Origin of the sequence: Streptomyces sp. NPDC048623 (genome assembly GCF_040650755.1) — a bacterium.
Taxonomy (GTDB): Bacteria; Actinomycetota; Actinomycetes; order Streptomycetales; family Streptomycetaceae; genus Streptomyces.
This window is the reverse complement of sequence record NZ_JBEZHV010000024.1, coordinates 69,563-96,433: the sequence shown is the minus strand read 5'-3', so window position 1 is coordinate 96,433 and position 26,871 is coordinate 69,563. Positions and strand designations below refer to the sequence as shown.

General features: G+C 71.1%; 26 protein-coding genes. 14 read left to right on the top strand and 12 right to left on the bottom strand.

Going from position 1 to position 26,871, the window contains the following annotated elements:
• Nucleotides 1-49 precede the first annotated feature (49 nt).
• Together AB0C73_RS29080 and AB0C73_RS29075 are read right to left on the bottom strand one after the other, a co-directional pair.
• Nucleotides 50-1,225 carry a DUF3631 domain-containing protein gene (locus AB0C73_RS29080; RefSeq protein WP_362535986.1) on the bottom strand — a complete coding sequence of 392 codons (1,176 nt, stop codon included), beginning with the start codon at nt 1,223-1,225 and terminating at the stop codon, nt 50-52.
• 634 nt (nt 1,226-1,859) lie between these two features.
• Nucleotides 1,860-2,054 carry a helix-turn-helix domain-containing protein gene (locus AB0C73_RS29075; RefSeq protein WP_362535938.1) on the bottom strand — a complete coding sequence of 65 codons (195 nt, stop codon included), beginning with the start codon at nt 2,052-2,054 and terminating at the stop codon, nt 1,860-1,862.
• A 121-nt stretch (nt 2,055-2,175) separates the two neighbouring features.
• Between AB0C73_RS29075 and AB0C73_RS29070 the strand changes: the two genes are divergently transcribed.
• A complete protein-coding gene (locus AB0C73_RS29070) occupies nt 2,176-2,676 on the top strand; it encodes a helix-turn-helix transcriptional regulator (RefSeq protein ID WP_362535936.1) in 501 nt (166 codons plus the stop codon).
• A gap of 24 nt (nt 2,677-2,700) precedes the next feature.
• On the top strand, nt 2,701-3,819 hold the full coding sequence (locus tag AB0C73_RS29065) for a site-specific integrase (protein ID WP_362535934.1): 1,119 nt from the start codon (nt 2,701-2,703) through the stop codon (nt 3,817-3,819).
• A 137-nt stretch (nt 3,820-3,956) separates the two neighbouring features.
• Here the strand turns inward: AB0C73_RS29065 and AB0C73_RS29060 are convergent, their stop codons facing one another.
• From AB0C73_RS29060 to ychF, 3 genes are all read right to left on the bottom strand, one after another.
• On the bottom strand, nt 3,957-4,340 hold the full coding sequence (locus AB0C73_RS29060) for a hypothetical protein (protein WP_362535932.1): 384 nt from the start codon (nt 4,338-4,340) through the stop codon (nt 3,957-3,959).
• 208 nt (nt 4,341-4,548) lie between these two features.
• Nucleotides 4,549-5,442 carry an Abi family protein gene (locus AB0C73_RS29055; protein WP_362535931.1) on the bottom strand — a complete coding sequence of 298 codons (894 nt, stop codon included), beginning with the start codon at nt 5,440-5,442 and terminating at the stop codon, nt 4,549-4,551.
• 256 nt (nt 5,443-5,698) lie between these two features.
• Complete coding sequence (gene ychF / locus AB0C73_RS29050; RefSeq protein ID WP_362535929.1) at nt 5,699-6,787, bottom strand: redox-regulated ATPase YchF; 1,089 nt, start codon at nt 6,785-6,787, stop codon at nt 5,699-5,701.
• A 254-nt stretch (nt 6,788-7,041) separates the two neighbouring features.
• Here ychF and AB0C73_RS29045 point away from each other — a divergent pair, with 254 nt between their 5' ends.
• Nucleotides 7,042-7,587 (top strand): DUF6542 domain-containing protein, encoded by a 546-nt coding sequence (locus AB0C73_RS29045; protein WP_362535984.1) that lies wholly within the window; start codon nt 7,042-7,044, stop codon nt 7,585-7,587.
• Nucleotides 7,588-7,867: 280 nt separating this feature from the next.
• On the opposite strand, the gene ppgK is transcribed toward AB0C73_RS29045, so the two are convergent.
• Both ppgK and AB0C73_RS29035 read right to left on the bottom strand, forming a co-directional pair.
• Nucleotides 7,868-8,620 carry a polyphosphate--glucose phosphotransferase gene (gene ppgK, locus AB0C73_RS29040; protein ID WP_362535927.1) on the bottom strand — a complete coding sequence of 251 codons (753 nt, stop codon included), beginning with the start codon at nt 8,618-8,620 and terminating at the stop codon, nt 7,868-7,870.
• A 30-nt stretch (nt 8,621-8,650) separates the two neighbouring features.
• Nucleotides 8,651-9,655 (bottom strand): 4-hydroxy-3-methylbut-2-enyl diphosphate reductase, encoded by a 1,005-nt coding sequence (locus AB0C73_RS29035; RefSeq protein WP_362535925.1) that lies wholly within the window; start codon nt 9,653-9,655, stop codon nt 8,651-8,653.
• A 210-nt stretch (nt 9,656-9,865) separates the two neighbouring features.
• Here AB0C73_RS29035 and AB0C73_RS29030 point away from each other — a divergent pair, with 210 nt between their 5' ends.
• The 4 genes from AB0C73_RS29030 to AB0C73_RS29015 all read left to right on the top strand — a co-directional run bounded on the left by AB0C73_RS29030 (nt 9,866) and on the right by AB0C73_RS29015 (nt 13,574).
• Nucleotides 9,866-11,113, top strand: coding sequence for an APC family permease (locus AB0C73_RS29030; protein WP_362535982.1), 1,248 nt, complete (start codon nt 9,866-9,868; stop codon nt 11,111-11,113).
• 112 nt (nt 11,114-11,225) lie between these two features.
• Nucleotides 11,226-12,437: an exodeoxyribonuclease VII large subunit gene (xseA, locus tag AB0C73_RS29025; protein ID WP_362535923.1), complete on the top strand. Its 1,212-nt coding sequence runs from the start codon at nt 11,226-11,228 to the stop codon at nt 12,435-12,437.
• A gap of 64 nt (nt 12,438-12,501) precedes the next feature.
• Nucleotides 12,502-12,780 (top strand): exodeoxyribonuclease VII small subunit, encoded by a 279-nt coding sequence (locus tag AB0C73_RS29020; protein ID WP_362535922.1) that lies wholly within the window; start codon nt 12,502-12,504, stop codon nt 12,778-12,780.
• Nucleotides 12,781-12,983: 203 nt separating this feature from the next.
• Nucleotides 12,984-13,574, top strand: coding sequence for a malonic semialdehyde reductase (locus tag AB0C73_RS29015; RefSeq protein WP_362535920.1), 591 nt, complete (start codon nt 12,984-12,986; stop codon nt 13,572-13,574).
• A 78-nt stretch (nt 13,575-13,652) separates the two neighbouring features.
• On the opposite strand, the gene AB0C73_RS29010 is transcribed toward AB0C73_RS29015, so the two are convergent.
• On the bottom strand, nt 13,653-14,180 hold the full coding sequence (locus AB0C73_RS29010; protein ID WP_362535918.1) for a DUF4245 domain-containing protein: 528 nt from the start codon (nt 14,178-14,180) through the stop codon (nt 13,653-13,655).
• A 126-nt stretch (nt 14,181-14,306) separates the two neighbouring features.
• On the opposite strand from AB0C73_RS29010, the gene glpX reads away from it, so the two are divergent.
• A complete protein-coding gene (glpX, locus tag AB0C73_RS29005; protein WP_362535916.1) occupies nt 14,307-15,338 on the top strand; it encodes a class II fructose-bisphosphatase in 1,032 nt (343 codons plus the stop codon).
• A gap of 111 nt (nt 15,339-15,449) precedes the next feature.
• Here glpX and AB0C73_RS29000 read toward each other — a convergent pair whose 3' ends face one another.
• Complete coding sequence (locus tag AB0C73_RS29000; RefSeq protein ID WP_362535915.1) at nt 15,450-15,839, bottom strand: WhiB family transcriptional regulator; 390 nt, start codon at nt 15,837-15,839, stop codon at nt 15,450-15,452.
• A 157-nt stretch (nt 15,840-15,996) separates the two neighbouring features.
• A complete protein-coding gene (locus AB0C73_RS28995; protein ID WP_362535913.1) occupies nt 15,997-16,728 on the bottom strand; it encodes a DUF1707 domain-containing protein in 732 nt (243 codons plus the stop codon).
• A gap of 290 nt (nt 16,729-17,018) precedes the next feature.
• Between AB0C73_RS28995 and AB0C73_RS28990 the strand changes: the two genes are divergently transcribed.
• Nucleotides 17,019-18,692, top strand: coding sequence for a fumarate hydratase (locus AB0C73_RS28990; protein WP_362535911.1), 1,674 nt, complete (start codon nt 17,019-17,021; stop codon nt 18,690-18,692).
• Between the two features lie 168 nt (nt 18,693-18,860).
• Nucleotides 18,861-19,490, top strand: a complete 630-nt coding sequence (locus AB0C73_RS28985; RefSeq protein WP_362535909.1) for an HAD family acid phosphatase — start codon at nt 18,861-18,863, stop codon at nt 19,488-19,490.
• Nucleotides 19,491-19,533: 43 nt separating this feature from the next.
• Here AB0C73_RS28985 and AB0C73_RS28980 read toward each other — a convergent pair whose 3' ends face one another.
• A complete protein-coding gene (locus tag AB0C73_RS28980) occupies nt 19,534-20,046 on the bottom strand; it encodes a hypothetical protein (protein ID WP_362535907.1) in 513 nt (170 codons plus the stop codon).
• Between the two features lie 96 nt (nt 20,047-20,142).
• Here AB0C73_RS28980 and AB0C73_RS28975 point away from each other — a divergent pair, with 96 nt between their 5' ends.
• Nucleotides 20,143-20,793, top strand: a complete 651-nt coding sequence (locus tag AB0C73_RS28975) for a lipoprotein (RefSeq protein WP_362535905.1) — start codon at nt 20,143-20,145, stop codon at nt 20,791-20,793.
• A 67-nt stretch (nt 20,794-20,860) separates the two neighbouring features.
• Here the strand turns inward: AB0C73_RS28975 and AB0C73_RS28970 are convergent, their stop codons facing one another.
• A complete protein-coding gene (locus AB0C73_RS28970; protein ID WP_362535904.1) occupies nt 20,861-22,393 on the bottom strand; it encodes a ricin-type beta-trefoil lectin domain protein in 1,533 nt (510 codons plus the stop codon).
• Nucleotides 22,394-22,500: 107 nt separating this feature from the next.
• Between AB0C73_RS28970 and AB0C73_RS28965 the strand changes: the two genes are divergently transcribed.
• The 3 genes from AB0C73_RS28965 (at nt 22,501) to AB0C73_RS28955 (ending at nt 26,859) form a co-directional block, all read left to right on the top strand.
• Nucleotides 22,501-23,952: a class II fumarate hydratase gene (locus AB0C73_RS28965; protein WP_362535902.1), complete on the top strand. Its 1,452-nt coding sequence runs from the start codon at nt 22,501-22,503 to the stop codon at nt 23,950-23,952.
• 66 nt (nt 23,953-24,018) lie between these two features.
• Complete coding sequence (locus AB0C73_RS28960) at nt 24,019-24,684, top strand: DUF402 domain-containing protein (RefSeq protein ID WP_362535900.1); 666 nt, start codon at nt 24,019-24,021, stop codon at nt 24,682-24,684.
• Nucleotides 24,685-25,002: 318 nt separating this feature from the next.
• Nucleotides 25,003-26,859 (top strand): ATP-binding SpoIIE family protein phosphatase, encoded by a 1,857-nt coding sequence (locus AB0C73_RS28955; RefSeq protein ID WP_362535899.1) that lies wholly within the window; start codon nt 25,003-25,005, stop codon nt 26,857-26,859.
• Nucleotides 26,860-26,871: the final 12 nt, after the last annotated feature.

Genomic DNA, 26,871 nt, shown 5'->3' with positions numbered 1-26,871 from the left:
GCGCTGACCTGCGCGGGGACGGATGCGACGGATTGATACGGAGCTGGTGTCAGCGAGTGGGCCTGGGGCCGGCAGGCCCGCCGGGCGGACCGATGGGCAGCGTCCCCGACGGAGACGTGGGCGGCTTGCCCTGGGCTCGACGTGCGGGCACGGTCTCGCCGGCTGCGGGGGCCGGTGGGGCAGGGTCGGGGCAGTAGCGGGCCCAGGCGTCGAGGAACTGGTTGCGGGAGTACGCCTTCGCCTGCCTGCCGTTCTCGAAGCGGTGGTTGGCCGGGCTGATGCCGAAGTCGCGCAATAGGTTGGCCAGGTGGTAGGCGTTCAGACCCTTGGTGCCGTACTCGGCCCAGGGTGCCTCGGCGTCCTGGATGAGGGCGGCGAGCAGGTCGTGGCTGCGCAGCGCCTCCTTGTCGCCCTGTTGCTCGAACACGCGGCGGATGTCCCGGAGCAACCGGGTCTTCAGCGTCGTCTGCTCGTCCTGGACCACCTCGTTCCTGGTCATCGCCAGGCAGGCGGCACGGGCCTGCGCGGGCCAGTGGCCGCCGGCCAGGTCGGCGACGATGACCAAGGGCTCCCAGGTGTCCGCGGCCCGGTCCTCGACCGGCATCGGTGGCACCAGTCGGTGCGCTGCCCCGCGTAGTGGGGTCAACCATGCGGCCAGCCGGTCGCGCAGCGCGTTCAGTTCCGGGACGGAGTGCCGGGAGCGGAAGGGCGCGACCTTCTCGCCGGGCTTGCGCTTCTGCATGCGGAGCACGACGGCGCGGTCCATGATCGTGTCCGGTAGGTCGCCGATGCCTGCCAGCGCGGCCATGGCGAAGGTCGGGAACGCGGTCGGCTTGTGCTCAGGGCCGGATATCCGCCAGGCGGGGCGGTTGCGCTGGTGTCCGGCGTTCAGCAGGCCGCGCAGGTCCTCCTTGTCGCCGGCCTTAGGGCCGAAGATGGTGTCGGCCTCGTCCACCAGCAGCGTCGGCGGGTCCTCGCCGATGATCCGGAAGACCACCGCTGGCGAGGTGTTTACCGTCATCATCGGCCGGGACACGGTCTCGTGGAGCACGTCCAGGACACGGGACTTGCCGCATCCCTTGGTCGGTCCCACCACCGCCAGGCGCGGCGCGTGCTGGAGGGCGGGCTGGATGTGGGAGGCCGCCACCCACAGGGTGACCGCGGTCAGTGCCTCCTCGCTCGGTAGTACGGCGTACCGTCCGATCGCGGCGCGCAGCTCGTCCAGTACGGCGGTCCCGTCCTGGTCCCGGTCCGCCGTGAGGCTGGCGCGCTCGCGGTCCCCAGTTCCCGGTCCGGGTTCGGGGGCCGTCCCCGGAGCACCGTGGTGACCGTGGTCAACCCGGACCGTCGGTCCGGGTTCGCCGTCCGACTGACCGGAACTCTCCGCCCGGTCCCCGGCTTCCGGACCAGGTCCACGGTCCGGGTTCCCGGTCCGGTCCGGTAGGCCGCTGAGCTGCGTGTTCTCCGTCGGTCCGGGTTCCTGGTCCGGGTTGTCCGGAACTCCGGTCCGGGTTTCGGTCGCGGGTCGGTCCGGTCCCGGACCGACCTGACCAGCGGCACGGTCCGGCTGCTCGCCGGTCACCGAAGGAGCGGACCGGCCGTCCGCTCGGTCCGGACCGAGCCACGGGATGCCCTGGCCGGGGACCGCAGCGGCAGGCCAGACGACCTTGTGGGATGTGTTCGAGGTGGCGGGGGACGTAAAGTCCTCCATCGGCGTTCCTCTCAGGTGAGGGACGGAACGGGCAAGGTCCCGCCTCTCACCGGTTCGTTCGTTCAGGGATGGGCGACGTGCAGGGGAATCTCCGGCCCTCGGCGTTGGCGCGCCGAGGGCCGTTGCTGTGTCCGGGCCTGGCGGTGGCTCACGAGGCCAGGCCCCATTCCTCCTGGCCCTGGATCAGGGTGCGCTCGTAGCGCAGCAGCTCGGCCTCGAGGTAGAGCACCCGCTTGCCGACCTTGATGCCGCGTGGCCCCTTTTTGATGTGGCGCCAGTAGCGGACGGTGCTCTCGGCTGTGCGGTAGCGCTCGGCGACCTCGGCGGTGGTCAGGTATCGCATGCATTCCCATTCGACTAGGTGGCGATTCGATCTGCATAGAGTTGTACCCCGGGATCGGCGGTTAACCAAATCGGGAAGCCCATGTTTCAATTGGGATAGCGACGGTGACGATGGAGGTTCGATGGCAGGCGACAGGCCCGAGGGCGGCGAGGTGCCGCTGCTCTACAGCGAGGGGAACGTGGCCGCGCGCGTGGCGCTGGAGCGCGAGGTCAGAGGGTGGAGCACGACCGAGCTGGCCGAGCGGGTGACCAGAGCAGGCATCAAGATGAACCAGACGGCGGTCTGGCGTATCGAGAACGGCACACCCCGCCGGCGCATCAACCTCGACGAGGCCCTCGCGTTCTCCCGCGTCTTCGAGCTCCCCCTCGAAGAGCTGATGTCACCGCCCCTGGAGGGGCTCGACATCGCCAGCCGACGCCTCGTCCAAGAAGCCGTCGAAGCGTTCTACGAGACCCGCGACGCACGAGACCGGCTCCATCGCGCCGTGGTCGCCATCTCCGACCACATCAAGGCCCACCCGGACAGCTCGCGGGCCATCCACGAGCAGTGCCTCCGCCTCATGGGCGATGAGCGGGACGCTCGCACGCTCAGCGGCGACATCGAGGACGGCGGCCACTACTGACAACCGACACGAAGGAGAGGCCACTTGGCCAACATCCAGAAGCGCCCCAACGGTAAATGGCGTGCTCGCTACCGCGACCTCGACGGCAAGGAGCACGCCCGCCACTTCGAGCGGAAAATCGACGCCCAGCGGTGGATCGACGAGGTCACGGCCAGCCTGGTCACCGGTCAGTACGTCGACCCGCGATCGTCGAAGAAGCCCTTCAAGGAGTACGCGGAGGAATGGCGGGCCATCCAGCCGCACCGGCCTTCCACGGCCAAGGCGGTGGCCCAGCACCTGCGCTGCTACGTCTATCCGGCCTGGGAGAAGCGGGCGCTCGGCGCCATCAAGCCCGGCGATGTGCAGAGCTGGGTCACCAGCCTGACCACCACGCACGGGCTGGCCGCCAGCACCTCACGAACGGTCTTCAACACGGTCAACGCCGTCTTCAGGGCGGCAGTCCGTGACCGGATGATCCCTCACAACCCGTGCGCCGAGGCGAAGCTGCCCTCGGTACCACGGAAGAAGATCGTGCCACTTGCCGTCGAGCAGGTACGGACGCTGTCCGAGGAGATACCTGCCCGATATAAGGGCCTCGTACTGCTCGGCGCGGCCACTGGGCTCCGCCCTGGCGAGCTCTTCGGCCTCCAGCTCCGGCACCTAGACCTGCTGCACGCGACCGTCTCGGTCGAGCAGCAGATCCAGCAGACCGCCAAGCACGGCGTGTACGTCTGCCCGCCCAAGACCGCTCGCTCGTACCGCACGGTCCCGCTGCCCCGCATGGCGGTGGATGCGATGAAGGCCCACCTGCGGGACTTCCCCGCCGATGGGCCCGAAAGCTGGATCTTCACGGCGCCGCAAGGCGGGCCCGTGGTCTACACGCACTTCATGGACGCCTCCTGGCGACCCGCCTGCGCGAAGGCCGGCATAGCGAAGGGCACCGGACCCCACGCCCTCCGGCACCACTACGCCAGCCTGTTGATCAAGCACGGCGAGTCCGTGAAGACGGTCTCCGAGCGCCTCGGCCACACCAACGCGGCCATGACGCTGAACATCTACACCCACCTGTGGCCCGACTCCGAGGAGCGGACCCGGGCCGCGGTCGACAAGGCGTACGCGGACCAGTCCGCCGATGCCCAGCCACGGGCCGACGAAGCGGCGTAGCCGCTCCCCCGCGTGTCGGATCCATCCAGCACGCTGTGGACTCTGCGTGGACCACAAAGGCCGCCCGACCCACTCCGCTACGAGTCAGGCGGCCTTTCACCGCTCGCCGGCCGGGACTCTTCCAGCGCGGACGGAACTCAGCCTCGCTCCTTGAACCAGTTCAGGATCCCCCGAGCGTCCTTGATGTAGTGCGTGGACTGGCCGCTGTGTCCGTCGTCGTCCCAATATTCATGGTCCGTGCGGATACCGACCTCGTCGGTGAAGGTGTCCGTAACCTTCTCCGTGCGGACGTACCTCCCGTCAGAGCTCCAGCCCGGATAACTCCTCGTGCGGGTCTCCCTGCGACCTCGGTACTTCTCGTCGTACTCGTCGATGAAATCGCTCAGGAACACTGCCTCGTCGTCCGTCAGCCGCACGCCGGATAGGTCGAGTTGTTCTCCGATGCGCTCGCGGAGTCTCTTCTTCTCGTTCCGATCCACTTTTCCCTCCCTGCTCGCGGCTAGATGCCTCTTGCTCATCATCTCCGCAGCGTGCCTCCAACATCGCCGGGATCCGCAGATCGGCAGCCGGGCATCCGCACGGCACCTGGCTCCACCGGCTGACCGACCAACGGGAGGTCACTCTCATCAATGACGGGTATCAGGGATGCAGGGACCGATCCGACCGGGCCCTGACCGGATGCCTTCCGCACCGCACCCCCGTTGGAGATCGTCCCTACTCAGGACCGATTCACGCCCTGTGATCGCGCGGGCTCTGAGGCCGTGCCAGTCCCTCCCAGAACAAGCAGTCACGGGGGTGCTGCTTGGCAACCTGCGGGAGCACCGGATCAGCGACCTTGCCGCGTATGGCCACGTCGTCGAGCGAGGCAATGACATCGAGAACCGAACGCGGCTCGAACTGTCCCGCCAGCCGCTTCGCCTTGTTACGCACGTTGTTCGGCGTAGGGCCGGCGTCGAGAACCGAGTGATGCCACAGCCGGCTGTGGTGGGCGCACCGGTTGCGCAGGTAGACCAACGACCTCACACGGTAGGCGAACCCGGCCTTCGCGACCCCGACGCTGGTCGCCACGGCATCGGCCAGTGCGCCGCTGGCTCCGCGCTCGATGGCCTTGGACAGCGTCCCGAACGACCACGCTTCAACGGCGGACCACACGGGCAGCTTGCTGTAGTCGACACGGTCACCTTCGGTGCCCCTGTACCGCAGGATGTGGCGGTCCTTGCTCCGGTCGATGTCGCGCAGGCACGACTCGACGGTCGGCTCAGCCTTGCCGACGTCGGTGTAGAAGCTTTCCTCGAGGAAGCTGCTGTACGGACCATGCACGTCGGCGATCACTCGGGCAACGTGCGTGCGGAGCAGGAGTTCGACCCGTGCGAGAGGTTGGCTGAGCGCGGTGCGTAGCGCCTCATCGGCCTCGTAGATGCGGCGGATCTCAGCGAACGTCGTGCCGGACGTAAACGCATCGTCGCCCATGTGGGGGGCTCGCTGGAAGTAGCGAGCGTAGCCGGAGAATCGGTAGTAGTTGTTCGAGCCAAAGAACGCCGCACAGACGGCCTCGTCGTCGATGACGAGGCCACGGCGGGCCAGGAGTGCGACCTGCTCCCCCACGGACAGGCTCGGCTTCACTCGCACCCCGGAAAGAAAGAGGCCCCTCCCATTTGAGCATCGTGGAGAGGCTTGGGAGGGGGTCGATTGCCACCATTCTAGCCGATGCGCCGAGCCTCGCACCAGCCGCTGCCTTCGGGTCGACCGGCTATTTCTTCCCGCCCGTCCCGCCGGTTCCCGCGTACCGGACCCATCCAGAACGCTGCGGACTCTGTGCGGACCGCAAAGGCCGCCCAACCCGCTCCGTCGCAGGTCAGACGGCCTTTCGCCGAACGTATTAGACGTTGAAGCGGAACTCCACCACGTCGCCGTCCTGCATGACGTACTCCTTGCCCTCCATGCGGGCCTTGCCCTTCGCGCGGGCCTCGGCGACCGAGCCCGTCTCGACGAGGTCGGCGAAGGAGATGACCTCGGCCTTGATGAAGCCCTTCTGGAAGTCGGTGTGGATCACACCGGCGGCCTCGGGGGCCGTCGCGCCCTGGGGGATGGTCCAGGCGCGGGCCTCCTTGGGGCCGGCCGTCAGGTAGGTCTGGAGGCCGAGGGTGGCGAAGCCGACGCGGGCGAGGGTGGCAAGGCCGGGCTCCTCGGCGCCGACGGACTCCAGGAGCTCCAGGGCGTCCGCCTCGTCGAGCTCGGCGAGGTCCGCCTCCAGCTTGGCGTTCAGGAAGATCGCCTCGGCCGGGGCGACCAGGGCGCGCTGCTCGTCCTTGAAGGTGTCGTCCGTCAGCTCGTCCTCGTCGACGTTGAAGACGTAGAGGAAGGGCTTGGAGGTGAGGAGGTGGAGGTCGTGGAGGAGCTCCGCCTTCTCCGAGCCCTGGACGATGCCCTGCGAGAACAGGGTGTCGCCGCGCTCCAGGATCTCCTTGGCCGCCTCGACGGCCGCGACCTTCGGGCCCACGTCCTTCTTGATCCGCGACTCCTTGGCCAGGCGCGGCAGGACCTTCTCGATGGTCTGGAGGTCGGCGAGGATCAGCTCGGTGTTGATCGTCTCGATGTCGTCCTTCGGCGAGACCTTGCCGTCGACGTGCACGACGTTCTCGTCCTTGAAGGCGCGGATGACCTGGCAGATCGCGTCCGACTCGCGGATGTTCGCGAGGAACTTGTTGCCCAGGCCCTCGCCCTCGCTCGCGCCGCGCACGATGCCGGCGATGTCGACGAAGTCGACCGTCGCCGGGAGCAGGCGCTGCGAGCCGAAGATGTCGGCGAGCTGCTGCAGGCGCGGGTCCGGCACGCCGACGACGCCCACGTTGGGCTCGATCGTGGCGAACGGGTAGTTGGCCGCCAGCACGTCGTTCTTGGTCAGGGCGTTGAACAGGGTCGACTTGCCGACGTTCGGCAGGCCGACGATTCCGATCGTGAGCGACACGGTGGCGACTTCCCTAGGAGGAGTGGAGGTGGGGCGATCCCCCAGTTTACGGGGGCGGCGAACGGAGCCATGACGGCGCTCTTCGCGCCAAGGTCACCCAAAGGGCGTGTCCCGCACCCGGTTCCCCGCCCCTTCCGACCTACGTTGGTGGGGTGGAGCAGCACAGGACACGCAAGCCGCAGCCCCGCCGTCCCGCCGCGGACCGGCCGCAGGGCCCCGTGACGCCGCCCGGCGCACTGGTCGAGGGTGCCGCGGTGTACCGCGTCGCCGCCCGTCCCCGGCCCGGCCGGCCGCGGGTCGAGCGGCCCGCGCCGCCCGTCGTGGTCGCGCTGCGCCGGCTGCCCAACCCCCGTCTCACCGGCCTCGGCGCCGGGCTCTTCGCCTCCGCCGTGATGCTGGTGATCGGGTTCCTCGACTGGTTGATCCTGGACGGCTCGCCGCTCGCCTTCGGGCTGCTGTTCCTGCCGGTCAGCGCGCTGACCGCGTTCTGGGTCCGCACCGCCGACCTGGTCACGGCGCCGATCAGCGTGCCGATCGCCTTCGCCGTGGGCGTCGTGCCCATCTCGGGCGGTACGGGCGGGGTCGGAGGCCAGGCGATGGCGCTGGTCACCGCGCTCGCCGTGCACGCCGGCTGGCTGTACGGCGGGACGCTCGTCGCCGGTGTGATCGCCAGCGTGCGGAAGGTACGGGACATGGGGCGCCGCCAGCGGGCCGCGGCAGGTGCGGGCGCGGGTGCCGGGAGCGCGAGCGGCGGCAAGCCCGTACGGCCCGTGCGCCGGCCGGCCCCCGAGCGCGGGTAGCGGGCTGCGGGCAGAGGACAGCGGACAGCGACAGCGACAGCGGGAAAGGGCGCCGAGGATTTCCCGGGGCCCGGGGCCCGAGCCCCTACCGCCGGACAGGCCCCCGTTCCGTTCCCGGGCGCGGCCGTCCGGATGGGCCCCGCGGATGTCACGGGGCCCGGGGCCCGTCCGTACCGCCGGAAGCCTTCAGCAGCCCGGGTCCTCGCCCGTACCGCCGGAAAGGCCCCGACAGCCCCGGCCCCCGCCCGTACCGCCGGAGAGGCCCCGCCCGCCCGTACCCCTAACCGCCCACCGGCCCCCGCGCCGCCATCGCCGCGCCCACGATCCCCGCGTTGTTCTGCAGCTCCGCCGGGACGATCTCCGCCCGGATGCCCTCGATCAGCGGCAGGAACCTGTCGGCTTTCCGGCTGACGCCGCCGCCGATGATGAAGAGCTCCGGCGAGAACAGCATCTCCACATGCGCCAGGTACTTCTGGAGCCGTCGGGTCGCCCAGTGCTCCCAGCTCAGCTCCTCGTCCTCCCGCGCCTTCGACGAGGCGCGCTTCTCGGCGTCGTGGCCCTTGAGCTCCAGGTGGCCGAGCTCCGTGTTGGGGACGAGGGTGCCGTCCACGAAGAGGGCCGAGCCGATGCCGGTGCCCAGGGTCAGCAGGATGACGGTGCCCTTGCGGCCCCGCCCCGCGCCGAAGGTCATCTCGGCGATGCCGGCCGCGTCGGCGTCGTTGAGGACCGTCACCGGCAGGCCGTCGAGGCGGTCGCCGAGGAGCTTGCCCGCGTCGACGCCGATCCAGCCCTTGTCGACATTGGCGGCGGTACGGACGGTGGAGCCGGTGACGACGCCGGGGAAGGTGACGCCGACCGGCCCGGTCCAGTGGAAGGCGCGTACGACTTCCGCGACACAGCCCGCGACGTCGTCGGGCGTCGCGGGCTGCGGGGTCAGTACCTTGTGGCGGGGCTCCGCCAGGTCGCCGCGGTCCAGGTCCACGGGCGCGCCCTTGATCCCCGATCCGCCGATGTCCACTCCGAAGACGTTCATGGACCCAACGTTACGGGCTGATCACAGGAGCTACTCCTTGACGAGCGCTTCCGCCTTCGCCCGCAGGTCCTGGTCGCGCAGTTCCTTCGGCAGCGAGAAGGTCAGCGACTCGTCGGCCGTCTTGACCAGCTCGACGTCCGCGTAACCGCGCTCGGACAGCCACTCCAGGACCTCCTGCACGAGGACGTCCGGCACCGACGCGCCCGAGGAGAGGCCGACGCTGGTGACGCCGTCGAGCCAGGCCTCGTCGATCTCGCTCGCGAAGTCGACCAGGTACGCGGCGGGGGCGCCGGCCTGCTTGGCGACGTCCACCATGCGCTGCGAGTTGGAGGAGTTCTTGGAGCCGACCACGATCACCAGCTCGGCCTGGCCGGCCAGCTCCTTGATGGCGGTCTGGCGGTTCTGCGTGGCGTAGCAGATGTCGTCGGAGGGAGGGGAGATCAGCTCGGGGAACTTGTCCTTGAGCGCGTCGACGGTCTCCATGGTCTCGTCGACCGAGAGCGTCGTCTGGGACAGCCAGACGACCCGGGACGGGTCGCGGACCTCGACGTCGGCGACGTCCTCGGGGCCGTCGACCAGCTGGATGTGGTCGGGGGCCTCGCCGGAGGTGCCGATGACCTCCTCGTGGCCCTCGTGGCCGATGAGGAGGATGTCGAAGTCCTCCTTGGCGAACCGCACGGCCTCCTTGTGGACCTTGGTGACCAGCGGGCAGGTGGCGTCGATGGTCTTGAGGCGGCCCTGGCGGGCCTCCTCGTGGACGGTCGGGGCGACGCCGTGGGCGGAGAACATCACGATGTTGCCCGGCGGCACCTCGGTCGCCTGGTCGACGAAGATCGCGCCCTTCCGCTCCAGGGTCTGCACGACGTACTTGTTGTGGACGATCTCGTGCCGGACGTAGATCGGGGCGCCGTACTGTTCGAGGGCCTTCTCCACGGCGATCACGGCACGGTCCACGCCCGCGCAGTAGCCGCGGGGAGCGGCGAGCAGGACACGCTTCGGGCGGTTGGCGGCGGGCGTCGCAGTCATGGTCCCCATCGTAAGGCCGCGCCGGTGCCTGTTTCGGTCGGCGTTTTGATCGGGGGTTCGGCCGGGGCCGTGGCCGAGACTTGCGCCATGGCTGAGGAATCCCGGGTGCCGGACGACGACGGGTCCACGGACCAGGGCCGGGTGCCGGACCACGAGGGGCTGCGACGGAATCTGGGCTTCCGGGACCTGCTGGTCTACGGGCTGCTCTTCATCGCCCCCATGGCGCCGGTCGGCATCTTCGGCACGCTCGACGCCAAGTCGCACGGGGCCGTCGCACTCGTGTACGTGGTGGCCACGGTCGCCATGGGGTTCACCGCCTTCAGCTACGCGCAGATGGTGCGGGTCGCGCCGCGCGCCGGCTCGGTCTTCGCGTACGCGCGCGTGGCGCTGGGCGAGGGGCCAGGATTCGTGGCCGGGTGGATGGCGCTGCTCGACTATCTGCTGATCCCGGCCGTCGCGTACCTCTTCGCCGGCATCGCCATGGAGGCGCTCGTCCCCGAGGTGCACCGATGGGTGTGGACGGGGATCGCGGTCGTGGTGACGACCCTGCTCAATCTGTGGGGGGTGCGGGCCGCCGCCCGGGTCGGCTTCGCGGTGCTCGCGATGGAGATCGTCGTGCTGCTCGTGTTCGTGGTGTCGGCGGTCGTCGTGCTCGTACGGGACGGGGCGCAGCGGGACTGGTGGTCGCCGCTCACCGGCGACTCCGGGTTCTCGGCGGCGGCGGTCGTGGGCGCGGTGTCGGTGGCGGTGCTCTCGTACCTGGGCTTCGACGCGATCGCCTCCTTCGCCGAGGAGGTGACCGGCGGACCCTCGAAGGTCGCGCGCGCGGTGCTGGCCTGCCTCTTCCTCGCGGGCGGGCTGTTCGTGGCGCAGACCTGGCTGGTGGCGCTGCTCGAACCGGTCTCGTCGGCGGAGCTCACCCTGGATCCGGCGAAGCAGGGCTCGGCCTTCTACGACGCGGTGGACGTGTCCGTGGGCGGCTGGCTGCACGACCTCGTGGCGGTCTCGAAGGCGATCGGCGCGGCGTTCGCCGCCCTCGCCGGGCAGGCGGCGGGCGGACGGCTGCTCTTCGCGATGGGGCGGGAGCGGCGCCTGCCGCACCCGCTCGCCCGTACCGACTCGGGCGTGCCGCGGGTGGCGCTGCTCGTGTCGGCGGCGGTCACGATGATCGCGGCGGTGTGGGCGGCCCGCCGGGACGACGGGCTCGACCATCTGGTCTCGGTGGTCGACATCGGCGCGCTGACCGCCTTCGTCCTGCTGCACGCGAGCGTGGTGAGCTGGTTCGCGGTACGCCGCATGGCGGGCCCGCCGCGCCGGCTCCCCCATGTGGTGGTGCCGGTCCTCGGCGCGGCCATCCTGATCGCGGTGATCGTGGAGGCCTCGCCGTCGGCACAGGTGGTGGGCGTGGTCTGGTTCGGCATCGGGTTGGTGGTGCTCGCCCTGCAGGGGGCGAGCCGGCCGCTGTAGTGACGGCGCCGGGCCGAGCCCGGAGGGACGTCGGCGGGGCCGGGGTCCGCGCCCCGCACGGCGCCCCGCACGGCGGCCCTCCGCTGTCCGACCCGCCCGTTACGCTCGGCGCATGGGTCTGAACACGTCAGCGGAAGCGCCGCTCCCGGTCGGCGAGGTCTCCCGGCTCATCGGGGGGTGGATCGACCGGCTCGGGGCGGTCTGGGTCGAGGGGCAGATCACGCAGTTGTCGCGGCGCCCCGGGGCCGGGGTGGTGTTTCTGACGCTGCGCGATCCCTCGTACGACATCTCGATCAACGTCACGTGCTACCGCCAGGTCTTCGACGCCGTCGCCGACGTCGTCTCCGAGGGCGCCCGGGTGGTCGTGCACGCGAAGCCCGAGTGGTACGCACCGCGCGGGCAGTTGTCGCTGCGGGCGGCGGAGATCCGGCCGGTCGGGATCGGTGAGCTGCTCGCGCGTCTGGAGATGCTGAAGCGGACGCTGGCCGCCGAGGGGCTGTTCGCGCTCGACCGGAAGAAGCCGGTGCCGTTCCTGCCGCAGCTGATCGGACTGGTCTGCGGGCGGGCGTCGGCGGCCGAGCGGGACGTCCTGGAGAACGCGCGGCGCCGCTGGCCCGCCGTCCGCTTCGAGGTGCGGAACGTGGCGGTGCAGGGCGTGAAGGCCGTGCCGCAGGTGATCCAGGCCGTGCAGGAGCTGGACGCGCACCGGGACGTCGACGTGATCGTCGTCGCCCGGGGCGGCGGCAGTGTCGAGGACCTGCTGCCGTTCTCGGACGAGCAGCTGGTGCGGGCGGTGGCCGACTGCCGTACGCCGGTGGTGTCGGCGATCGGCCACGAGCCGGACTCCCCGCTGCTCGACCTGGTCGCCGATCTGCGGGCGTCCACGCCCACCGACGCCGCGAAGAAGATCGTGCCGGACGTGGGCGAGGAGCTGGAGCGGGTGCGCGGGATGCGGGACCGGGCGCTGCGCGCGGTGCGCGGGCTGCTCGAACGCGAGGAGCGGGGGCTCGCGCACGCCCTCGCCCGGCCGGTGATGGAGCATCCGCAGCGGATGGTGGAGGTCCGCGAGGACGAGCTCGACGCGCTCCTCGCGCGCAGCCGGCGCACCTTCGGGCATCTCCTGGACCGGGCCGATTCGGAGCTCTCGCACACCCGGGCCCGGGTGCGTGCGCTGTCCCCGGCGGCCACGATGGAGCGCGGTTACGCGGTGCTCCAGCGGGCCGACGGCTCGGTGGTACGGGACCCGGCGGAGGTCGCGGCGGACGAGGAGCTGCGGGCCCGGGTGGCGGCGGGCGAGTTCACGGTGCGGCGCGTGGACGGCTGACGGCCCCCGGCCCGTACCCACTTCAACCTGACGACGACGAACGACACACACGAAGGTGGCATCCATGGCAGCGCGCAACGGCGCGGAAGAGGCGGTCGAGACCGCGACCGCACTCGGCTACGAGCAGGCGCGGGACGAGCTGATCGAGGTCGTCCGGCGTCTGGAGGCGGGCGGTACGACCCTGGAGGAGTCGCTGGCGCTCTGGGAGCGCGGCGAGGAGCTGGCCAAGGTGTGCCGGCACTGGCTCGAGGGCGCGCGGGCGCGGCTCGACGCCTCGCTGGCGGCCGAGCGCGCCGAGGAGCAGGGCGAGGCGGCCGGGGGCGCGGGCCCGGACGAGGGCTGAGCCGAAGGCCGGCGCGCGGGGCAAAGCACAGACCGGCGCGCAGGCCAACGCGCAGGTCAAAGCGCAGGTCACGTACACTTCACCTGTGAACCGGATCACTATCCGATTCATATAGTTGAAATTTCATCTACCTCGCCGTACTGTCGAGACATCGCTCGAACCCCCCGACGAGCGACCCCCTTGCAGTTCGGAAGGTACGCAGCATGTCTCTCGCTCTTGACCCCGCCGCCCAGGACCTCCTCTTCCGTGAGGCCCGCACTGCCAACACGTTCACCGACGAGCCGGTGACCGACGAGCAGGTCCAGGCGATCTACGACCTGGTCAAGTTCGGCCCCACCGCCTTCAACCAGAGCCCGCTGCGCATCACCCTGGTCCGCTCCCCCGAGGCCCGCGAGCGCCTGGTCCAGCACATGGCCGAGGGCAACGCCGCCAAGACGAAGGCCGCCCCGCTGGTCGCGATCCTCTCCGCGGACAACGAGTTCCACGAGGAGCTGCCGGCCCTGTTCCCGCACTTCCCGCAGGCCAAGGACATGTTCTTCGGCGAGCGCCCGGTGCGTGAGCAGTCCGCCCAGCTGAACGCCGCCCTGCAGGCCGCCTACTTCATCGTCGGCATCCGCGCCGCCGGCCTGGCCGCCGGCCCGATGACCGGTCTCGACTTCGCCGGCGTCCAGAAGGAGTTCCTGGACGACGACCACACCCCGCTGATGGTCATCAACATCGGCAAGCCGGGCGAGGACGCCTGGTTCCCGCGCTCCCCGCGTCTGGCCTTCGACGAGGTCATCACCACCGTCTGATCCCGGACGGCGGCATGAGGAAGGGCCCCCGGTGCACCTGCACCGGGGGCCCTTCCTCGTAGCCGCGACGTACGCGGATCACACCTTCTTCGACTGCAGCGCGCCCGCCATCTCGCTCAGGCGCTCGAACGACGCCGTGCCGCTCACGACCGTCGTCGCGCCGCCCTCGGAGCGCACCAGGGCGTCGTACTTCGGGCCCTCCCAGCGCTGCCACACCTGGCCGCCCACGGTCGCGGTCCTCCCGGTGTCCTTCGCCTCCAGGGTGACCTTGGGCACGTACTTCGCGGGGTCCTCGGTGGACTGCTGGACCGCCACGTACTGGGTGTCCGGGTCCAGGAAGCCCAGCTTCCAGGTGTTGTGCTCCTCGCGCTTGTACGAGACGACCGTCGCCTTCCAGTCCGCGCCGAGGCCCTCGGGGGCCAGCACCGGGTACGGTGCCGCCCGCTGGGCCGTCAGGAGCTCGACCCGGTAGTCCTTGGCCTTGACCGGTTCGGCCTTCTCGTCGTGCGGGATGAAGAGATACATCACGCCCGCGGCGACCATGATCACCGCGAGGGACTGGAACATCCCGCGTACCGTCTGCCTGCCTCGCTGCTTACCTGCCACGCCCCCATGGTCGCATCACGGTGTTGTGCTCATACGTGGGCCCCTCTGCTCATTTTGTCGACCTGACGATAGAGTCAGAGCACCCTCCTTATTTCCGGCCGTCGCCGTACAGAAAGGTGCGCTCCGATGACCGAGCATCACTTGCCGCCCGAGCTCGAGGTCTCTCCCGAGGCTCCCGACCGCAACCTCGCCCTGGAACTGGTCCGGGTGACCGAGGCCGCCGCCATGGCCGCCGGCCGCTGGGTCGGCCGCGGTGACAAGATCGGCGCCGACGGTGCGGCCGTGAACGCCATGCGGACCCTGATCTCCACCGTCTCGATGAACGGCGTCGTCGTCATCGGCGAGGGCGAGAAGGACGAAGCCCCGATGCTCTTCAACGGCGAGCGGGTCGGCGACGGCACCGGCGCCGAGGTCGACATCGCCGTGGACCCGATCGACGGCACCACGCTCAACGCCAAGGGCATGCCGAACGCCATCGCCGTGCTCGCCGCCGCCGACCGCGGCACCATGTTCGACCCGTCCGCGGTCTTCTACATGGACAAGCTGGTCACCGGGCCCGAGGCCGCCGACTTCGTCGACATCAACGCGCCCGCGTCGGTGAACATCCGCCGGGTCGCCAAGGCCAAGGGCATGAACGCCGAGGACGTCACCGTCGTCATCCTGGACCGCCCGCGGCACGAGGGCATCGTCAAGGAGATCCGCGAGACCGGCGCCCGGATCAAGTTCATCTCCGACGGCGACGTGGCCGGCTCGATCATGGCCGCCCGCGAGGGCACCGGCGTCGACCTGCTCATGGGCATCGGCGGCACGCCCGAGGGCATCATCTCGGCCTGCGCCATAAAGTGCCTGGGCGGTGTGATCCAGGGCAAGCTGTGGCCCAAGGACGACGCCGAGCGCCAGAAGGCCCTGGACGCCGGGCACGACCTGGACCGGGTGCTCTCCACCAACGACCTGGTCTCCGGCGACAACGTCTTCTTCGTCGCCACCGGCATCACGGACGGCGAGCTGCTGCGCGGGGTGCGCTACCGCTCCGAGACCGCGACCACCCAGTCGCTGGTGATGCGCTCGAAGTCCGGCACGATCCGCCAGATCGACTCGACGCACCGGCTCGCCAAGCTGCGCGCCTACAGCAAGATCGACTTCGACCGGGCGCAGTAGCCCGCGGCCCGGCGCGGACCGGGCGAGTCAGCGGTACGAAAAGGGGCGCCCCCATGTGCGGTGGGGGCGCCCCTTCCCGTACGGACACGCGGAACGGAGCTGTCGGACCCGTCAGCCGGCCTGGGCGATCCGCTCGGCCCGCTCGGCCGCGGCGGCCTTGCGCAGCTCGACCTCGCGGCGGCGGCGCCGTGCCAGCACGACCCGGCGCTCGGCGGCGGTGAGCCCGCCCCACACGCCGTACGGCTCGGGCTGGAGCAGGGCGTGCTCGCGGCACGAGACCATCACGGGACAGCGGGCACAGACCCGCTTGGCGGCCTCCTCGCGGGAGAGCCGGGCCGCGGTCGGCTCCTTGGAGGGGGCGAAGAAGAGTCCGGCCTCGTCCCTGCGGCACACCGCCTCCGTGTGCCAGGGGCCGGCCTCGTCCTCCCGGGCGGGGATCCGCTGGGGAGGCACGGCGGATGCGGCGACCCGGAGGGGCGGCTGATGCGGCGTGTGCAGCACGGTCTACTCCTGACGACGGCTTCCGCGGGCGAGCGAGCGACGATGCCCCAGCCCTACCCGCTGTGCGCGCGCCTATGCACTGCGTGCCGCGGCGTTCCGCTTCGCGGACGCCGGGCGGCGAATTCCGGTCACCGCCGGACCCGCCGGAACGCGGGCGTCAGTTGCCGAGATGCTTGCGCATCTTGTCCTGAACCAGGTTCTGCAGGTCGGTGATCCACTTGCCGCGCTTGGGGCGGGCCTCGACGTTGCCGAAGATCGCCCAGCCGTTGACCACCACGACCGGGGCCTGGGGGTCGGCGCCCTCCAGGGTCACCACCTCGAAGTTGCCGAAGACGCCGGTGCCGCTGCCGTGCAGCGTCACGTTCTCCGGGACGCGGACCTCGACGTTGCCGAAGATCGAGGTGGCGTTGATGGTGGTGAGGCGCTGGGCGAAGATCGCCTCGGTCAGGTCGATCTCGATGCTGCCGAAGAGGGAGAAGGCGTTGGTGCGCCGGCCGACCCGCCAGCGGCCCTTGCGGGTGGAGGCGGAGAACACCGCGATCAGGTTGTCCGCCGGTCCCTGGGCGTCCTCGGGGCCGTACAGCAGTGGGGTCCGGGTGTCCCGGCCGGTCCGGGCGGCGGGCAGGTCGCGCACGATCGGCTCCAGCTCGCCGACCGTCTTGGCGCGGTAGACGGCGTCGATCCGCTCGGAGTGCTCGTCGGCGTCGATCCGGCCCTCGGCCAGGGCGTCCCGCAGGATGTCCGCGATCCGGTCCCGGTCGGCGTCGGAGGCCCGCAGCGAGCCCTGCGGATCGGCCGGCTCGGCGTACGCGGGCCGGGCCGCGGGGGTGGGCGCCGGGGCGGGCTCGGCGGGGGTGACCGGCTGCTGGGGCTGCTTTTCGAGGTCCACGACCTCAGCCTAGCGAAACGCGATAGATCGCGACTAGGGGGAGCCCTCGTGTCCTGTAGACGGCCGGGCCGAACCGGCCGCGAAGGGCGGCGGGTTGGGTCGGCGGCGCCGGAACCGGCCTCCCGCGCACCACGCGCGTGTGGGGCCCGTCCGCGCCGTTCCGGAGCGGTCCCGGCGCCTACTGAGCCTTACCTCACAGGATCGGGACCGCTCCCGCGTCTTACGCTGGAGGGCGCGGCCGCCAACGGAGGCGGCCCGCTGCTGTCGCCGAGTGAGGAATGGCTGCCGTCATGCCAGAGTTTGCGTACTCCGATCTGCTCCCCCTGGGAGAGGACACCACGCCCTACCGCCTGGTGACCTCCGAGGGCGTCTCGACCTTCGAGGCCGACGGCCGTACGTTCCTCAAGGTCGAGCCGGAGGCGCTGCGCAAGCTGGCCGCCGAGGCGATCCACGACATCCAGCACTTCCTGCGCCCGGCCCACCTGGCCCAGCTGCGCCGGATCATCGAGGACCCGGAGGCGTCGGCGAACGACAAGTTCGTCGCGCTGGACCTGCTGAAGAACGCGAACATCGCCGCCGCGGGCGTCCTGCCCATGTGCCAGGACACCGGCACCGCGATCGTCATGGGCAAGCGCGGCCAGAACGTGCTCACCCGGGGCGGCGACGAGGAAGCCCTCTCGCGCGGCATCTACGACGCGTACACCAAGCTCAACCTGCGCTACTCGCAGATGGCTCCGGTCACCATGTGGGAGGAGAAGAACACCGGCTCGAACCTGCCCGCGCAGATCGAGCTGTACGCGACCGACGGCGGCGCGTACAAGTTCCTCTTCATGGCGAAGGGCGGCGGCTCCGCCAACAAGTCGTACCTCTACCAGGAGACCAAGGCGGTCCTGAACGAGGCCTCCATGATGGCGTTCCTGGAGGAGAAGATCCGCTCGCTCGGCACGGCGGCCTGCCCGCCGTACCACCTGGCGATCGTCGTCGGCGGCACGTCCGCCGAGTTCGCGCTGAAGACCGCGAAGTACGCCTCCGCGCACTACCTGGACGAGCTGCCCGCCGAGGGCTCCGCCGAGACCGGCCACGGCTTCCGCGACAAGGAGCTGGAGGAGAAGGTCTTCGAGCTGACGCAGAAGATCGGCATCGGCGCGCAGTTCGGCGGCAAGTACTTCTGCCACGACGTGCGTGTCGTCCGTCTCCCGCGCCACGGCGCCTCGCTGCCCGTCGCGATCGCCGTGTCCTGCTCGGCCGACCGCCAGGCCGTCGCGAAGATCACCGCCGAGGGCGTGTTCCTGGAGCAGCTGGAGACCGACCCGGCGCGCTTCCTGCCGGACACCACCGACGAGCACCTCTCCACGGAGAGCGACGTCGTGAAGATCGACCTCAACCAGCCGATGGACACGATCCTCGCCGAGCTCACCAAGTACCCGGTGAAGACCCGTCTCTCGCTGACCGGCCCGCTGGTCGTGGCGCGCGACATCGCGCACGCCAAGATCAAGGAGCGCCTGGACGCGGGCGAGGAGATGCCGCAGTACCTGAAGGACCACCCGGTCTACTACGCGGGCCCGGCGAAGACGCCCGAGGGTTACGCCTCCGGCTCCTTCGGCCCGACGACGGCCGGCCGGATGGACTCCTACGTGGAGCAGTTCCAGGCGGCGGGCGGCTCGAAGGTCATGCTGGCCAAGGGCAACCGGTCGAACCAGGTCACGGACGCGTGCGGCGCGCACGGCGGCTTCTACCTGGGCTCGATCGGCGGCCCGGCGGCCCGTCTCGCGCAGGACTGCATCAAGAAGGTCGAGGTCGTCGAGTACGAGGAGCTCGGCATGGAGGCGGTCTGGAAGATCGAGGTCGAGGACTTCCCGGCGTTCATCGTGGTGGACGACAAGGGCAACGACTTCTTCCAGAACCCGGCCCCGGAGCCGACCTTCACGCACATCCCGGTGCGCCAGGGCTCCCAGCTGTCGTAACCCCGGGTAGCACTTTGCGGCGCCCCCGGTCCTCCGCGGACCGGGGGCGCCGTCACGTCCCGCTCGGAAAGTCGCTACCGACTGGTAGTCATTCGGTCACCTACTGGTCAGTATGGGTCGCGAGCATGTCAATCACTGAGCCGGATGACCACCTCTCGGGAGCCCCCCATGCCCTCCGCCAAGGCCAAGGCCACCGCGGCCACCACCCTCGCCCTGACCGCCGTCCTGGTGCTCGGCGCCGCGCCCGGCGCGTCCGCCGCCGACCCGGACAGCCACGTCACCTCCACGGCCGCGATCAACGACGTCGACTACACGACCTGGCGCAAGGACGTCGCCGCCGTGGTCGCGCAGGCGAAGCCGTACATCCAGGAGCGCGCCGAGGACGCCGGCGGCCAGAAGCAGGCCATCGTCCTCGACATCGACAACAGCTCGCTGGAGACGGACTTCCACCCCTTCTGGGAGCTGCCGACGCCGGCCATCCCGGAGGTGCGCGACCTGGTGAAGGACGCGCACGCGCGCGGGGTGTCGGTCTTCTTCGTGACGGCCCGTCCGGGGATCATCTACTCGCTGACGGACTGGAACCTGAAGCAGGCCGGCTACCCGGTCGACGGTCTGTACGTGCGCTCGCTGCCCGATCTGTTCGCCGAGGTCAGCGCGTACAAGACGGCCAAGCGCGCGGAGATCGAGGGCAGGGGCTACACGATCGTCGCCAACATCGGCAACAACACCACCGACCTGGTCGGCGGACACGCCGAGCGCACCTTCAAGCTGCCGGACTACGACGGCAAGCTGTCCTGACGCACCGACACGTCCGCGGCGCGTCCCCGCACCTCCCGGTGCCTCAGCGCCCGGTGATGTGGAACTCCATCTGGTCGTAGTCCCCGGACGGGGTCACACGGATGTAGCCGCTCGCGCTCTTGAAGTCGCCGGTGCCACCGGTGACGGCGAGATCGAAGGCGGACGGCACCATGTTCGTGACGTCGAACGTGGTGAGCGCCTGGGCGGTGAGCTGGCCGCCCGGGCCGCCGTTCAGGACGAAGGTGCCGATGCAGTTCGCGTCGACCGGGTCTCCGGAAGTGCGCACCACCCCGCAGATGACGCCGTCCCGGCCGACCTTGTCGCCGCCCTTGGTCTTGAACAGGTCGTCGGCGAACGTGAAGGTGTCGCCCACCTCGGGCGGCGGGGCGCTCTCGTCGGCCCCTGGCGCCGGGACCTCCTTGGCAAACAGCGTGAACTCGAAGTCGCCCTGGCCGGCCGGTACCGAGGCCGAGGCCGGCAGCGGGGCGGCGGTGACGAGAGCCACGGCCGCGACCGTGCCGGCGCCGATCGCGCCGATCCTCCTGAAGCTGCGCATGTCCTGCCTCCTGCGGGTGGCGGATCTCCCCCGAGGCCCACTCGTCATTGTCCGGCCGTCGGCGGAGGGCCGCACCCGGTCATGGATGATGAGCACATGCCAGAGAGAGCACCCCTGCGTACGGCGGTTCCCGCAGCCCTCCTCGCGGCGGCGGGGCTGCTGCTCACCGCTTGCGGTACGGGGCAGGAGCCCGGTGCGGCGCCCACCGGAGCCGCCGCGCCCACGCCCGCGCAAGAGGCCCAGGAAGGCACCGCCGCCCCGGCCGCCACGCTGGGCGGGCCCGGCACGGCCTGCGCCCTGCCGTTCGCGTTCTCGCTCGCCGAGGACTGGAAGCCGAAGGCGGTCGAGGTGCCCGCCGACCCCGACCTCGCCGAGCTGACGAAGCAGGGCCCGGCCACGCTGCGCTGCGAGGTGGACGCCAAGCCCGCCGGGCACCTCGGCTTCCTGCGGGTGTGGACCGTCCCCAAGGGCCTGGCGCGCCCGGCCCTGGAAGCCTTCGTGAAGGCGGAGAAGGGCTCGCGCAGGGCCGTCTACGCGGACACGAAGGCGGGCCTGCTGCCCGCCGTCCAGACGGTGTACGAGGTCCACGGCGAGCTGACGGACGAGACGAAGACCGAGCGCGCCTTCGCCGTCGAGACCGCGGACGACACGGTCGTCATCGTGCATCTCGGCGGCCTGGACACCGAGGAGCACGAGGCGATGCGCCCCGCGTACGAGCTGGCCAGGGCCACCCTCGCGACCCCGTGAACGGGCCGTGGCCCCTCGTCCGGTGCGGGACGAGGGGCCACGGCGTTCCGTGGGGGCTGATCGCCCGTTACGAGGTGAAGCGCTGGTTCGCCGAGCCGTCGCAGGCCCGCAGCCGGATCGCGTCGTCGGCCGCGCTCTGGGTCAGGCACAGGCCGGTCGCCGCGGCCGGGCGCAGCGTGGCGCCGTCACGGACGAACTTCTGGTTGGCGGCGCCGCTGCAGTTCCAGATGATGAGCGCCTTGCCCGACTCGTAGGCCGCGCCGGGGACGTCGAGGCAGCGGTCCTGGGTGAGCTGGGTGTGCAGGGTGCGGCGGGTGGAGTCGTACCACCAGCCCTGGTTGCGGCCGCCGTGGCAGTCCCAGCCGAGGACGGCGGTGTTGTTGGCGGAGTTCGAGGCGTTGACGTCGAGGCAGTCGCCGGTGGCGGCGTTCTTCAGCGGCCGGTAGACGTCGTCCCAGGCGACCGGGAAGAGCGTGGGCGTGCCGGAGGAATTGACGTCGGCGCAGCTCGCCTCGCGCAGGCCCGAGTTGTAGATCTGGGTGAGGCAGGACGCGAAGGCGCCGTGGCCGCGGTCGTTGGGGTGGAAGGACTGGCGGGCGGTGTTCTCGTCCCACGGGAAGTGGTCGGCGAGGTCGAGGTAGAGCCCGCGGGCCCAGGTGTCCTCCATGCAGACCTCGTGGCCGTGGAAGAGCCGCGAGTTGTCCAGGTAGACGGCCCCGGTGTTGCGGGCCGCCGCGCGCATGCCCAGCTCGAAGGCCGGCACCGCGGAGTTGCGGCCCCACTTGGCGTCGGAGTCGTATCCGGCGCAGCCGCCGGGGAGCTTGCCGGGGAAGTTCGGGTTGTCGTAGATGTCGGGGCCGATCGGGCTCGGGTAGCCCATGACCACCAGCTTGTAGTCGGAGTCCGCGTACCCCGCGTCGCGCATCACGGTGCGCAGGTCCCCGACCGTGGCCTCGACCTTGGGGCGCAGCCCGTCGACCCGGGCCTGCCAGCCGGGGGCGTACTTCGGCTCGCAGGCGCCCTGGCTGAGCACCCAGCGGGTGACGCAGTCGGTCATGACGGGGCCGAACTGGAGGTCGTCGTTGGCGCCGGCGACGAGGACGACCATCTTGATGCGGGTGTTGCGGGCCTTGATGGCCAGGCTGTCGCTCTGGACCAGCTCGTCGGCGTACTGCTTCGAGCCGCCGATCCGGATGTTCCCGGTGTAGGCGCCCGAGCAGGCCACGTTGAAGGTGAGGTCGGCGGCGATCCCGGTCCGGTGGATCGCGGATTCGGGCGAGCGGTGGCACTGGTTCGACGAGGTGTTGGTCGCCGGGTCGTAGTTCCCGACGCCCTCGCCGGAGATCTCGCTGTCGCCCAGCGAGATCAGTCCGGTCCTGCGCTCGGCGAGCGGGCGCTCCTCGGGGCTGCCGTAGATCCGGGTGGCCTCGGCGGCGCGGATCGCCTCCAGCTCGGGAGAGAGCGGTACGGAGGAGATGGCGGCCGTGTCGCTCGTGTCGGCCGCGCCGGCGGGGGTGGCGGCCGTCATGCTGCCGAGGGCGGCCGCGGCAGCGGCGAGGGCCGCGATCGGCCAGCGGACTCTGTACCTGGTGCGCCTCATTGCGCCTCCTGGAAGTGGGGTTACCCACGGTTTTTACTGGCCGGTAAGCGACTTGGGAATACATGGAACAAGACAAGTGCTCATCTTCTGCAGGAGGTTGACGAACCATGAGCGACCAAGAGACAGGTGCCGGAGCGGGCACCGGCACCGGTTCCGGCAGCACCGGAGCCGGCACCGGGGGCTACCGCGTCGAGCACGACTCCATGGGCGAGGTCCGCGTGCCCGCCCACGCCAAGTGGCGCGCCCAGACCCAGCGCGCGGTGGAGAACTTCCCGGTCAGCGGCCAGCGCCTGGAGCGCGCCCACATCGCGGCGCTCGCCCGGATCAAGGCCGCCGCCGCCAAGGTCAACGCCGAGCTCGGCGTGCTCGACCCGGAGGCGGCGCGGGCGATCCAGGAGGCGGCGGAGGAGGTCGCGGAGGGGCGCTGGGACGAGCACTTCCCGGTGGACGTCTTCCAGACGGGCTCGGGCACCTCCTCGAACATGAACACCAATGAGGTGCTCGCGACCCTGGCCTCCGAGCGGCTCGGCCGGGACGTGCACCCCAACGACCAGGTGAACGCGTCCCAGTCCTCCAACGACGTCTTCCCGTCCTCCATCCACATCGCGGCCACCGCCGCCGTGACCCAGGACCTGATTCCGGCACTCGATCATCTGGCCGCCTCCCTGGAGCGGAAATCAGCCGAATTCGCGAGCGTGGTCAAGTCCGGGCGTACGCACCTGATGGACGCCACCCCGGTCACCCTGGGCCAGGAGTTCGGCGGCTACGCGGCGCAGATCCGGTACGGGGCGGAGCGGCTGCGCGCCTCGCTGCCGCGGCTCGCCGAACTGCCCCTCGGCGGCACCGCGGTGGGCACCGGCATCAACACCCCGCCCGGCTTCTCCGCCGCCGTGATCGCCGAGGTGGCCCGCGCCACCGGCCTGCCGCTGACCGAGGCCCGTGACCACTTCGAGGCGCAGGGCGCCCAGGACGGTCTGGTGGAGACGTCCGGGCAGCTCAGGACCATCGCCGTCTCCCTCACCAAGATCGCCAACGATCTGCGCTGGATGTCCAGCGGCCCGCGCACCGGCCTCGCCGAGATCAATCTGCCCGACCTCCAGCCGGGCTCCTCGATCATGCCGGGCAAGGTCAACCCGGTGATCCCGGAGGCGGTCCTGATGGTCGCCGCCCAGGTGACCGGCAACGACACCACGGTCGCCGTGGCGGGCGCGGCCGGAAACTTCGAGCTCAACGTGATGCTGCCGGTCATGGCCAAGAACCTGCTGGAATCCGTACGCCTTCTGGCCAACGCGTCCCGGCTGCTCGCCGACCGCACGGTCGACGGCATCACCGCCAACGCCGAGCGGGCCCGCGAGTACGCCGAGTCCTCGCCGTCCGTCGTCACGCCGCTCAACAAGTACATCGGCTACGAGGAGGCGGCGAAGGTGGCCAAGAAGTCGCTGGCCGAGCGCAGGACGATCAGGGAGGTGGTCCTGGAGTCCGGCTACCTGGAGCGCGGCGACCTGACCGCCGAGCAACTCGACGAGGCGCTCGACGTCCTGCGCATGACCCGCCCCTGAGCCGTCCCTGACTCATCCGTGACCTTCGCCGCAGCGGCGCGCGGGGCCCGCCCCTAAGATCTGCGCATGACAGGATCCGGCCGCCCCACGCACTGGGCGCCGGGGGACCACATCCTCTGGCGCTACCGCGACAACGGCACCGGCGACGTGCACATCTGCCGCCCGGTGACCGTGGTCCAGGACACCCCTGAGCTGCTCGCGGTCTGGATGGCCCCCGGCACCGAGTGCGTCAAGCCCGTGCTCGCCGACGGCACCCCCGTCCACGAGGAGCCGCTGGCCACCCGCTACACCGCGCCGCGCACCACCGCCCGCGCGCACTGGCACGGCACCGGGGTGCTGAAACTGGCCAGGCCCGGCGACCCGTGGTCGGTGTGGCTGTTCTGGGAGCGCGGCTGGCGCTTCCGCAGCTGGTACGTCAACCTCGAGGAGCCCCGCACCCGCTGGTACGGCGGCATCGACTCCGAGGACCACTTCCTCGACATCTCCGTCTACGCCGACCGCAGCTGGCTGTGGCGGGACGAGGACGAGTTCGCGCAGGCCCAGCGGTCCGGTCTGATGGACGCCGCGCAGGCGGACCGGGTGCTGCGCGCGGGGCAGGCCGCGGTCGACCTGATCCACGCCTGGGGGCCGCCGTTCTCGGACGGCTGGGAGAACTGGCGTCCGGACCCCGCCTGGACGGTTCCCGAACTGCCGGCCGACTGGGATCGCACCCCGGCGCACACGGCACCATGAGACCCTTGATGCGCCCCCCGGGTGCAAACGTAGGATCGTCCTCCGCACGTACTCGACCACACTCGACCGATCCGACCGCACGTCATATACCCGGCACGACGCAGGACCTGACCACACGTCACCACACGTCATCCAGATTGCCTCAATGAGGGGGAGAACAGTGCTGCCGGACCCGTGCGCGGACGCCCCGTCGCCCTTCTCCGCATCTTCCTCGTGCCAGCGGTTCACATACAGGTGGTTTAGCGCCGCCGAAGGCGCGGCATCGGCGAGAAGAGCGCGTGCAACGCACCACCGGCCCGGACGGACGGAATCCCAGGCGTGACGGAGCATCCCACCTCCCACGAAGGCCGCAAGGCGATGGCCGACCGGCCGCAGGAACGCACCCGCCCCCGCCAGGAAGCGGCGGCGGCGCCTGCGGCCGCGGCCGCTGTCGCCGTGCCCGCTCCCGCGCCGGGCGGCGGCACCGCGGGACCCGACGGCGCCGCGGCGCGCCGCGAGGGCGACCGGCTGCGGTTCGTGGGCGCCGCGACCCGGCGGATCGCGCGCGGCCTCGACCTCGACGAGATCATCCTCGGCCTGTGCCGGGCGACCGTCCCGACCTTCTCCGACGTGATCCTGGTCTATCTGCGCGACCCGCTGCCGGTGGGCGACGAGCGCCCGGCAGAGCCGTTCGTGCTGCGGCTGCGCCGCACCGACCGGCTGCGGTTAACGGATCTGGAGGGCGAGGAGCTGGTGCTCGTCCCGGACCCCGACCCGACGCCTGCCGCGGAGCTGTGCGAGGTCCGCTCGGGCAGCGCGCTCGCCGAGGTGCTGCGCGGGGTGCGGCCGGTGCCCGGCGACTCCCCCGCCGCCCGCGCCGCGCTGCCGGAGCTGCTCGGCCCGGAACACCCGCTGCCGCCGGGGCTGCGGGCCATACTCGCACCGCTGCGCGGGCGGCGCCGGGTGATCGGCGCGGCCGTGTTCCTGCGGCGCCCCGAGCGGGCCGGCTTCGAGCCGAACGACCTGCTCGTGGCGGCCCAGCTGGCCACCCACACCGCGCTCGGCATCGACAAGGCCGTGCTCTACGGGCGCGAGGCCTACATCGCCGACGAGCTGCAGCGCACCATGCTGCCCGACTCGCTGCCGCAGCCCACCGGCGTGCGGCTCGCCTCGCGCTATCTGCCCGCGGCCGAGACGGCCCGGGTCGGCGGCGACTGGTACGACGCGATCCCGCTGCCCGGCAGCCGGGTCGCGCTCGTCGTCGGCGACGTCATGGGCCACTCCATGACCTCGGCGGCCATCATGGGCCAGCTGCGCACCACCGCGCAGACCCTGGCCGGGCTCGACCTGCCGCCGCAGGAGGTCCTGCACCACCTCGACGAGCAGGCCCAGCGGCTCGGCGAGAACCGCATGGCCACCTGCATGTACGCGGTGTACGACCCCGTCTCGCACCGGATCACCATCGCCAACGCCGGCCACCCGCCGCCGATACTCCTGCACCTGGGCGGCCGCGCCGAGGTGCTCCGGGTGCCGCCCGGCGCGCCCATCGGCGTGGGCGGGGTGGACTTCGAGGCGGTCGAGCTGGACGCCCCGGCCGGAGCCACGCTGCTCCTCTACACCGACGGCCTGGTCGAGTCCCGGCTGCGCGACGTGTGGACCGGGATCGAGCAGCTGCGCGAACGCCTCGCGGCCACGGCCCAGCTCACCGGCCCCGACCACTCGCCTCCGCTGGAGGCGCTGTGCGACGACGTGCTCGACATGCTCGGGCCCGGCGACCGGGACGACGACATCGCGCTGCTCGCGGCCCGCTTCGACGGGATCGCGCCGAGCGACGTGGCGTACTGGTTCCTGGAGCCGGAGGACGCGGCCCCCGGCCGGGCCCGGCGGCTCGCCCGGCGCGCCCTCGCCCGCTGGGACCTGGAGGACCTCACGGACTCCGTGGAGCTGCTGATCAGCGAGGTGGTCACCAACGCCGTGCGGTACGCGGAGCGGCCGGTGACCCTGCGGCTGCTGCGCACGGACGTGCTGCGCTGCGAGGTCGGCGACGACTCGCCGCAGCTGCCCCGGCAGCGGCGGGCGCGGGACACCGACGAGGGCGGCCGCGGCCTGTTCCTGGTGAACCGGCTGGCCCGGCGCTGGGGCGCGACCCGGCTCTCGGGCGGCAAGGTGGTGTGGTTCGAGCTGGCCACGCGCTGAGCCCGGAGCCGT